This is a genomic window from Pseudogracilibacillus amylolyticus (SeqCode) (assembly GCF_051918545.1).
Taxonomy (GTDB): domain Bacteria; phylum Bacillota; class Bacilli; order Bacillales; family Amphibacillaceae; genus Pseudogracilibacillus.
On the sequence record NZ_JBPPZG010000195.1, the window covers coordinates 1 to 6,428 of the forward strand.

General features: G+C 36.0%; 5 protein-coding genes and 1 pseudogene. All 6 read left to right on the plus strand.

Going from position 1 to position 6,428, the window contains the following annotated elements; all coding sequences use genetic code 11:
* The first annotated feature begins 475 nt into the window (after positions 1-475).
* The 6 genes and pseudogenes from ACPYKA_RS16880 to ACPYKA_RS16905 all read left to right on the plus strand — a co-directional run bounded on the left by ACPYKA_RS16880 (position 476) and on the right by ACPYKA_RS16905 (position 6,331).
* Complete coding sequence (locus ACPYKA_RS16880; RefSeq protein ID WP_479543381.1) at positions 476-1,618, plus strand: acyl-CoA dehydrogenase; 1,143 nt, start codon at positions 476-478, stop codon at positions 1,616-1,618.
* 156 nt (positions 1,619-1,774) lie between these two features.
* Positions 1,775-3,109, plus strand: coding sequence for an acetyl-CoA carboxylase biotin carboxylase subunit (locus tag ACPYKA_RS16885; protein WP_479543382.1), 1,335 nt, complete (start codon positions 1,775-1,777; stop codon positions 3,107-3,109).
* A gap of 21 nt (positions 3,110-3,130) precedes the next feature.
* Positions 3,131-3,343, plus strand: coding sequence for an acetyl-CoA carboxylase biotin carboxyl carrier protein subunit (locus ACPYKA_RS16890; protein WP_479543383.1), 213 nt, complete (start codon positions 3,131-3,133; stop codon positions 3,341-3,343).
* A gap of 22 nt (positions 3,344-3,365) precedes the next feature.
* Positions 3,366-4,148: an enoyl-CoA hydratase gene (locus ACPYKA_RS16895; RefSeq protein ID WP_479543384.1), complete on the plus strand. Its 783-nt coding sequence runs from the start codon at positions 3,366-3,368 to the stop codon at positions 4,146-4,148.
* 15 nt (positions 4,149-4,163) lie between these two features.
* Positions 4,164-5,667, plus strand: a pseudogene (locus ACPYKA_RS16900) (acyl-CoA carboxylase subunit beta).
* A gap of 196 nt (positions 5,668-5,863) precedes the next feature.
* The gene (locus ACPYKA_RS16905) at positions 5,864-6,331 is read left to right on the plus strand and encodes a flavin reductase family protein (protein ID WP_479543385.1); all 468 of its coding nucleotides are present in this window, start codon (positions 5,864-5,866) and stop codon (positions 6,329-6,331) included.
* Positions 6,332-6,428: the final 97 nt, after the last annotated feature.

Consider the following 6,428-nt stretch of genomic DNA (forward strand, 5'->3'; position numbering starts at 1 on the left):
AAGGAAAAAAGGATCAAGGTAGTACCATATGGTTTACCAATAAGTGATCGAAATAGCAATGGCTCCTTTATCATCGACGCGGATGAAGAAGGAATTGTTGAATATACGATAATAGAAGCAGAATATGATATTCCATTTAACGAATCATAATAAATTTTAGCGGAAAAAGAATCCATGTGCAGAGTGGGTTCTTTTTTTATTTTTGATTTGTTATTTGTCAGAATACGGATTTATATTTAGCGTTCATTTGAAATGTTTTTAATTACTCAATGAACATATATCTGAACTTAATTGTGCGGATTTTAAACTTACATATTGGATTATGAAATTGATTTCCCTAAGCAATACATAATGTAAGCACTTTTTTATATGATGAAAATATGATACGCTAAATTTATAGCTTTAGTTTTTAAATATTATTTTTGTTAAATGATGTAACTGATTTTTAAATGAATAGTGTCTAAGGAGTGATAATGTGAATTTTGAACTTTCAAAAGAACAAGAAATGATCCGAAAAATGGTGAGAGATTTTGCAGAAAACGTGATTAAGCCACGTGCGATTGAAATTGATACGGAAGCAAAATTTCCGGAAGACATTTTTAAGCAAATGGGTGAACTGGGTTTAATGGGTATTCCATTTCCAGAAGAGTATGGTGGAGCTGGCGGGGATACAATTTCTTATGCACTTGCTGCAGAAGAAATTGCTAGAGTTTGCGGAAGTACCGGTTTAAGTTATGCTGCAGCTGTTTCACTTGGGGCAAGCCCACTTTATATGTTCGGTACCGAAGAACAAAAACAACAATATTTGGTACCTCTTGCAGAAGGTCGTGCACTTGGAGCCTTTGGTCTTACGGAACCTAATGCCGGATCAGATGCCGGTGGTACAAAGACTACTGCAGTCGAAGATGGAGATTATTATGTTATTAATGGTGAAAAATGCTTCATCACAAATGCAAGCTTTGCTAAAAATTTAATTATTACAGCTGTAACAGGTAAAAATGAAAAAGGACGTCCTATTATATCCTCCATCATTGTTCCGACAAACACGGAAGGTGTTACGATAACGAGTAATTATGACAAAATGGGGGTACGAGGATCTGATACGGCTGAAATTGTATTAGACAATGTTCGGGTACCAAAAACAAATCTATTAGGAGATCCAAAAGATGGATTCAAACAATTTTTATCAACCTTGGATGGGGGACGCATTTCGATCGGTGCTCTTGGGGTTGGAATTGCCCAAGCATCATTAGAGAAAGCGTTAACCTATGCAAAAGAAAGAAAACAATTTGGTAAACCAATCTCTTCCTTTCAAGCAATTCAATTTAAATTGGCTGATATGGCAATGGAAGTGGAACTCGCCAGGAACATGGTATTAAAAGCAGCTTGGTTAAAAGATAATAATAAACCGTTTTCGAAAGAAGCGGCATATGCTAAGTTATTTGCCACTGAAACAGCTGTTCGCGCGGCGGATCAAGCAATCCAAATTCATGGTGGGTACGGATACATGCGTGAATATGAAGTTGAACGATATTTACGTGATGCTAAATTACTCGTTATCGGTGAAGGAACATCCGAAATCCAACGATTAGTAATTGCTAGGCATTTGGGCTGTTAAATTTAATTTGAAGAGGTTGGGATATTTAGAAAACGATCAACTTTGGCTCCTTAAGTGATGAATATTTCCAAAGTAGATGATATGCAACCAATTTTTCTTAGATAAAAACACTTATCCCGCCTTTTAATTATTAATATTAGGAACAGGAGAGAGTATATGATTAAGAAAATACTCATTGCAAATCGTGGAGAGATTGCTGCTCGAATTATCCGTACATGTAAAAAAATCGGCATAGAGACTGTTGCAATATATTCAGAAGCGGATGAATTTGCTCCATATGTAAAAATTGCCGATGAAGGTTATCTGATCGGACCACCACGTGTTAATGAAAGTTATATGAATATGGAAAAAATAATACAAATAGCTAAAGAAGCCGATGTATGTGCGATTCATCCTGGGTATGGATTTTTGAGTGAAAATAGTGATTTTGCAAGAAAATGTAAAGAAGCAAATATTATTTTTATCGGACCATCTGCAAAGATTATAGAGAAAATGGGAGATAAAATTACAGCCAGGAAATTAATGAAACAAGCTGGTGTACCTGTAATCCCCGGAACAGAAGGAGCTGTAAAAACAATTGCAGAAGCGAAGGATTCCGTTAAACATATAGGCTATCCTGTAATGTTAAAGGCTTCAGCAGGTGGTGGCGGGGTAGGACTACAAACCGTAACAAATGAAGAAGAACTAGAAAAGACGTTTGAGAATAATTCAAAACGTGCAGAATCTCTTTTTGGTGATGGTTCCATGTTTATTGAGAAACAACTTGAAAATGCCCGGCATATAGAGGTGCAAGTATTAGCCGATGAACACGGCAATGCAGTTCATCTATTTGAACGAGAATGCTCCATTCAACGAAGAAACCAGAAAGTAATTGAGGAAGCTCCTGCCACAATCTTATCTGAAAAAACTCGTGCATTAATGGGGGAAGTTTCTGTTAAGGCAGTCAAAGAGTTAGGATATTCAAATGCTGGGACGATAGAGTTCTTAGTAGATTCAGAAGAACAATTTTACTTTTTAGAAATGAATACTAGAATTCAAGTTGAACATCCTATAACAGAAGAAATTACCGGTATCGACCTCATCGAACAGCAAATAAATATCGCAAGTGGTAAAACACTTACGATTACCCAATCTGACATTGTTCATAATGGTCATGCAATTGAAGCAAGAATTTATGCCGAAGATCCTCAAAACTTTTTCCCATCACCTGGTAAAATCACACAATATGAAGAGCCAGTGGGAAAATATATTCGCATAGAATCTTCCGTAAGAAGTGATAGTAATGTCACGCCGTTTTATGACCCAATGATAAGTAAATTAATTGTTACTGGAGAGTCTAGAGAAGAAGCTATCTTGCGCTTGAAAGAAGCATTAGGAAACTATAAAATTGAAGGTATTAAAACAAATATACCAATGCTAATTAGAGTAGTAAATCATGAACAATTTAAATCCGGTAATACACCGACTAATTTCGTACAAAAATTTTTATAATTATTGATGGAGGCGTTATAAATGTCTGAAATTAAAGCTAGTATGGCAGGAAATATGTGGAAGATTGTAGTGAAAGAAGGAGATAAAGTAGAGGCTGGTGATGATGTCGCAATTTTAGAATCAATGAAGATGGAAATCCCTATATCTACAGAACAATCCGGAATTATCAAAGAAATTAAAGTAAGTGAAGGGGATTTTATTAACGAAGGAGATGTTATAGCAATTATTGAATAGTAGTGAAGGAGGGGAATTAACGATGTCTACTCTCATTACCTTTAAGATAGAAAACGAACATATTGGTATCATCACATTAAATCGATTAGAAGCGGCAAATGCGTTATCGCTACAATTATTGGATGAATTGAATGAAGTTTTTACAGAAATTGAAAATAATAATTCCATTCGTTGTGTAATAATTACTGGTGCGGGTAATAAATCTTTTTGTGCCGGTGCAGATTTAAAAGAGCGTAGAGGAATGACTGAAGAAGAGGTTATTAAAACCGTTACATACATAGGTGAAACAATATCAAATATAGAAAAGTTGAAAGTCCCTGTCATTGCAGCCATAAATGGTGTTGCATTTGGAGGCGGACTTGAACTTGCCTTAGCTTGTGACATTAGAATAGTTGCAAATCACGTAAAAATGGGATTAACAGAAACATCTTTAGCCATTATTCCCGGTGCAGGAGGTACCCAGCGGCTGCCGAGACTTATCGGTACTGGGCAAGCGAAACGGTTAATTTATACAGCGATGCGAATTGAAGCAGATGAAGCATATAAAATTGGCCTAGTGGAGTCGATAGTTCAGCCAGAAAATTTACTGCAAGAAGCGAAGCAACTTGCAGTAAAAATCGCTTCAAATGGACCAATTGCTGTTAAGCAAGTTAAAGAGGCAATCAATAAGGGAATCGAAACAGATCTTAATTCTGGATTAAATATTGAACATCAATGCTATAAACAAACAATCCCAACGGAAGATAGATTAGAAGGTTTACAAGCTTTTAAAGAAAAAAGAAAACCTAATTATAAAGGGATATAAATTAGGAGGAGTCCTATGTCTGATATAAATGAATTTCAAAAAAGAACCGAGAAAATAAAACAAGGTGGAAAAGAAAAATATCATAAAGCAAACAGCGAGAAAGGTAAACTATTTGTTCGAAGACGATTAGAACTTTTATTTGATGAAGATATAGAAATAGAAGATGGATTTTTTGCTAATTGCATGGAAGATGACCTACCATCCGATGGTGTAGTTACTGGAATCGGTAAAATAAATGGACAATCAGTCTGTGTAATGGCAAACGATTCGACAGTTAAAGCAGGCTCATGGGGTTGGCGTACAGTTGAAAAAATTATCCGAATTCAAGAAACAGCATTAAATCTAGAAATCCCAATGCTTTATTTAGTTGATTCCGCAGGTGCTAGAATTACGGATCAAATAGAAATGTTTCCGAGTCGTCGCGGAGCAGGACGTATTTTTCACAATCAAATAAAACTTTCTGGTCGCGTACCGCAAATTTGTTTACTGTTTGGCCCTTCCGCTGCCGGCGGAGCATACATCCCAGCATTTTGTGATATTGTTGTCATGGTAGAAGGGAATGCTTCGATGTATTTAGGCTCGCCACGTATGGCTGAAATGGTGATCGGTGAAAAGGTGACATTAGAAGAAATGGGTGGAGCGAAAATGCATTGCTCTGTATCTGGTTGCGGTGATGTTTTGGTAGAATCTGAAGAAGAAGCAATATCCTATGCTCGCACATATTTAAACTATTTCCCACAAAATTACAAATCGAAGCCTAAAACAATCGCTACTAAAGAAGCAAAACAGTTTGAGAAATCAATTAAAGATATTATCCCAGAAAATCAAAATGCTGCGTTTAATATGTATGATCTAATTCTTAGAGGTTAAGAAATTATTTGCTCCAGAATTAATTACGGGACTTGCAAGAATTGAAGGAAGAGTTATAGGAATCATCGCTAACCAACCAAGAATGAAAGGTGGCGTTTTATTCCCGGATTCTGCCGATAAAGCTGCCAAGTTTATTCAGTTATGCGATGCTTTTAATATTTCATTATTATTCTTAATGGATGTTCCCGGATTCATGATCGGAACAAAGGTAGAACAGCAAGGAATTATTAGGCATGGGGCAAAAATGCTCGCGATGATGAGTGAGGCTACTGTGCCAAAAATTTCTGTTGTAGTTAGAAAAGCATATGGTGCTGGTTTGTATGCAATGGCAGGACCAGCTTTTGAACCAGATGCAACACTTGCATTTCCATCAGCACAAATCGCTGTAATGGGCCCAGAAGCTGCAATTAATGCTGTCTATGCAAATAAAATCGCCTCTCTACCAGAGGAAGAACGTGCTGCTTTCGTAAAAGAAAAACAACAGGAGTACAAGAATGATATCGATATTTACCGTTTAGCATCTGAAATGGTAGTGGATGCGATTATCGATCCAGATAAAATTCGAAAAGAACTTTCTACTAGATTCAGTATGTATGAATCAAAACAAGTAAATTTTACACATAGAAAACATGGGGTATATCCTGTATAAATTGAAAGTTAGTAATAGGGGTGTTTAACAAGTAAAGTGAAAAAATTTCTTCACTTATTTACTACTTAAACACCCCGTTTTTTACAATTAATTAACGATAATTTTATTATGTAAACTAACAAGCAAAAAAATGTTAAATAAACGTAAACAATGTTATTCTTATAGCAATGCTGAGGATAGAAGGGTGAGAGTTTGAATGGATGAGCGTTTATTTCGTGACGCAATGGGAAAGTTTGCAACAGGTATTACAATTGTGTCGATAAATGATAATAATGAATATAAAGGGATGACCGTCAATGCATTTATGTCAATCTCGTTAAATCCAAAATTAATCGCAGTATCAATAGATGAAGATGCCAGATTGTACGATGAATTGAAAAACACGACTAAATTTGGTGTGAGTATGTTGAAAGAAGAGCAAAGAGAGTTGTCGATGATTTTTGCAAGACAAAAAGAGCAGGATCGTGAAATTGAATTTATTGTACGAGATGAAGTCCCAGTCATTAAAGATGCACTTGCGACATTATCCTGTGAAGTTGATCAAACAGTAAAAGCTGGGGATCATTTAATTATAATAGCCAAAGTAACGGATATTACAATTCAAGACGGGGAACCCATTCTTTATTATGGTGGTAAATACCGAACGATTAACCCAAATGATTAATTTAGAACATAGAAGTGCGAGTTCAAAAAGGAGGATAAAAAGGACCAAGAAGTTCGAGGCGGCGCAGTTTCGAGCAGCGGAATGTATGCATTTAGAT

Excerpts from the sequence above, each read along its gene's own strand:
- ACPYKA_RS16885 (WP_479543382.1), top strand. The coding sequence starts at position 1,775 with ATGATTAAGAAAATACTCATTGCAAATCGTGGAGAGATTGCTGCTCGA.
- ACPYKA_RS16890 (WP_479543383.1), top strand. The coding sequence starts at position 3,131 with ATGTCTGAAATTAAAGCTAGTATGGCAGGAAATATGTGGAAGATTGTA.
- ACPYKA_RS16895 (WP_479543384.1), top strand. The coding sequence starts at position 3,366 with ATGTCTACTCTCATTACCTTTAAGATAGAAAACGAACATATTGGTATC.
- ACPYKA_RS16905 (WP_479543385.1), top strand. The coding sequence starts at position 5,864 with ATGGATGAGCGTTTATTTCGTGACGCAATGGGAAAGTTTGCAACAGGT.